The organism is Alcanivorax sp. HI0083 (genome assembly GCF_001635175.1).
Genome location: NZ_LWFX01000941.1, coordinates 1 through 2,201 on the forward strand (window position 1 = coordinate 1; position 2,201 = coordinate 2,201).

The 2,201-nt window shown below is 56.6% G+C and carries 2 protein-coding genes and 1 pseudogene; 2 read left to right on the plus strand and 1 reads right to left on the minus strand.

The window, feature by feature from the left end:
- Positions 1-474, minus strand: a 474-nt coding sequence (locus tag A3754_RS10460) for a CocE/NonD family hydrolase (protein ID WP_231880582.1), incomplete at its 3' end; no start/stop codon positions are given.
- Between the two features lie 47 nt (positions 475-521).
- Between A3754_RS10460 and A3754_RS10465 the strand changes: the two genes are divergently transcribed.
- Both A3754_RS10465 and A3754_RS10470 read left to right on the plus strand, forming a co-directional pair.
- Positions 522-1,292: a DUF1461 domain-containing protein gene (locus A3754_RS10465; protein ID WP_063519630.1), complete on the plus strand. Its 771-nt coding sequence runs from the start codon at positions 522-524 to the stop codon at positions 1,290-1,292.
- Positions 1,293-1,323: 31 nt separating this feature from the next.
- Positions 1,324-2,201: pseudogene (locus A3754_RS10470) on the plus strand (PEP/pyruvate-binding domain-containing protein); the annotation flags it as partial.

Sequence of the window (2,201 nt, forward strand, 5' to 3'; positions counted from 1 at the left end):
GGGCTGACCGTCAGGCATACGTTTGACGCCGGGAAGGTGGCCCAGTGACCAGTCGATCACATTACTTAGATCCGCGACTTCAAAGTCCGGGTCCATCATGTGCACGTGGCCATCGGACTGTCCCCAGCCCCGCTGGTCGTAGAAGACCACCCAGTAACCGGCTTTCCACGCCGCGATGGCGGCTTCACCGGTGAGGATGGATTTGCCGTAAATTGACATGGGGCGCTTCGCGCGGAAGCCACCAAAACCGTGAGTGGCGATAATCAACGGGGCGCTTTCCCCGGCCTGAAGCTCAGGCTGGTAGACGGTGGCTGCCAGTTTTTTGCCATCCCGGGTCGGGATGCGCACCTGGTAATAATCCTGTTTTTGCGCCTGGATCGTGCGCGGCGCATTGGTTTGAGGCAGGGTGGTGGTACAACCCGATAACACAAAAAAGCCCGTCAGCAGGGCTATCGACATGAAGAGCGGTCGCATGTGGCTACGTCCTCTGTTTATTATTCTGTTATTACTGTGAGGGTGTTATGAAAAAAACGGCTCAACCAAGCCAGGTCGCGGCCACTTTAGTGTGGTTCTTTTATGTTGTCATTGTTGTTTCTTTGGCTGTGACGCTGTGTTGGGCATTGTATAGCCAGTCGAACTATGGCTACCGCTTCTGGTATCAACAACTGGATATTGGCCAACATATACAAATTTATGGCCCTCAGAATCGCTTTAAATCCGGGTTTGAACAATTGCCCCCCGAGCAACACTGGCAGGCATTTGAGCAAATTCGTGATGCCGTGCATAACAGCGGGGCGGGATTGGCTGATATTTATTACCAGCCACCGGGGAAGAATCCACGCCCGTTACTGCACAATGCTGAAGTGCAGCACCTTCAGGACGTGGCCGATTTTATTGATCTGGGGCGTGTGCTCTTCTGGGTGTTGTTGGCCTTGTGGTTGCCGCTCGCCTGGCTTTGCGTCTGGCTTAAAGCACCACCCATGCGCTGGCGGCTTGGCATTACTGTTTTCACTGTGGGGGCTGTGTTAGCGTGGTTCCTGATTGCCGGCCCGACCCAGGTTTTTTATCAGTTTCATCTATGGATTTTCCCCGCTGATCATCAATGGTTTTTCTATTGGCAAGACTCACTGATGAGTACGCTGATGAAGGCCCCGGTATTGTTTGGCGGGATCGCGGCGGTAATCGCTCTGGGGGCATTGCTGCTCACGCCGGTCTTGTACTGGCTGGGCCTGTGGGGGTGTGCGACGGCTTGCGCCGCAGGGGTGGCGCTAAAGAATCCGCCGCGTATATAACAGACCAATTTCGACCAATAAGAAACGGCTCATGAGCATTGAAGTACTGACTGCCGATGTTGAGGGTGGCGAAAATCTGCAGCGCTGGGCTGCCATGGGGTTACCAATCCCGCCCAGCTGGCGCATTGACCGCAGCGTGGTGGCAGACAGTTCTGCCGCGTCGCTGACTCACCAATTACGCGCCTTGCCGCGCATGTTTACCGATGACCGTTATTGGGTGCTTCAACAGGGGCCCATGAATGCGGATTCACGCCGGGAAAGCCTGTTGAATCTGGATTCGGATGAATCACTGGCGGCGGCATTGCGGAGCATTTTCGATCGCGAGCCTGGCCCGGACCATGTGGTGATCCAGGCACTGCCGCGGCAACAGGCTGCCGGGGTGTTGTTCACCCGCCACCCGCTACGCCAGGACCTGCCACACATGGTGGTGGAGGGCGTGGTGGAGGGCAGCAATGAGCGTCAGCGATTGATTTTCGATGACAGCGGCCGACTGGTGCATGCGTCGCAGGCCGTAGTGCCACTAAGCCAACAGGTTGATGAATCCCAGCTGCGACGACTCCACACCACGCTTAAACAAAATTTTGACCGTCCCCAGGCCGGTGAGTGGGTGTTTGATGGCGAACAGCTGTGGCTATTGCAGACGTTGCCGGTGGGCTCGCTCCCCGAACCCAAGGAAGCCTGGACGCGACGTGCCGGAGTAGGGCTGTTTAATCAGGTAGAAACGCCGCTGTGGTACACCCTCGCGGGCCGTTGGCTGAAAGCAGCCTTCTGGGAGCCGCTGGTCGAACAGGCCGGCTGGAGCCGTTTGGCCAAGGTCGAGCCTTATCGGCGCCAGCACAGCCACATCTATACCAATTGCGCTTTTTTTCGCGAACTCCAGCAACAACACAAAGGCGCAGCACGCTTTGT

What these genes read in the sequence shown, in the direction of transcription:
- A3754_RS10465 (WP_063519630.1), top strand. Translation starts at nt 522, where the DNA reads ATGAAAAAAACGGCTCAACCAAGCCAGGTCGCGGCCACTTTAGTGTGG.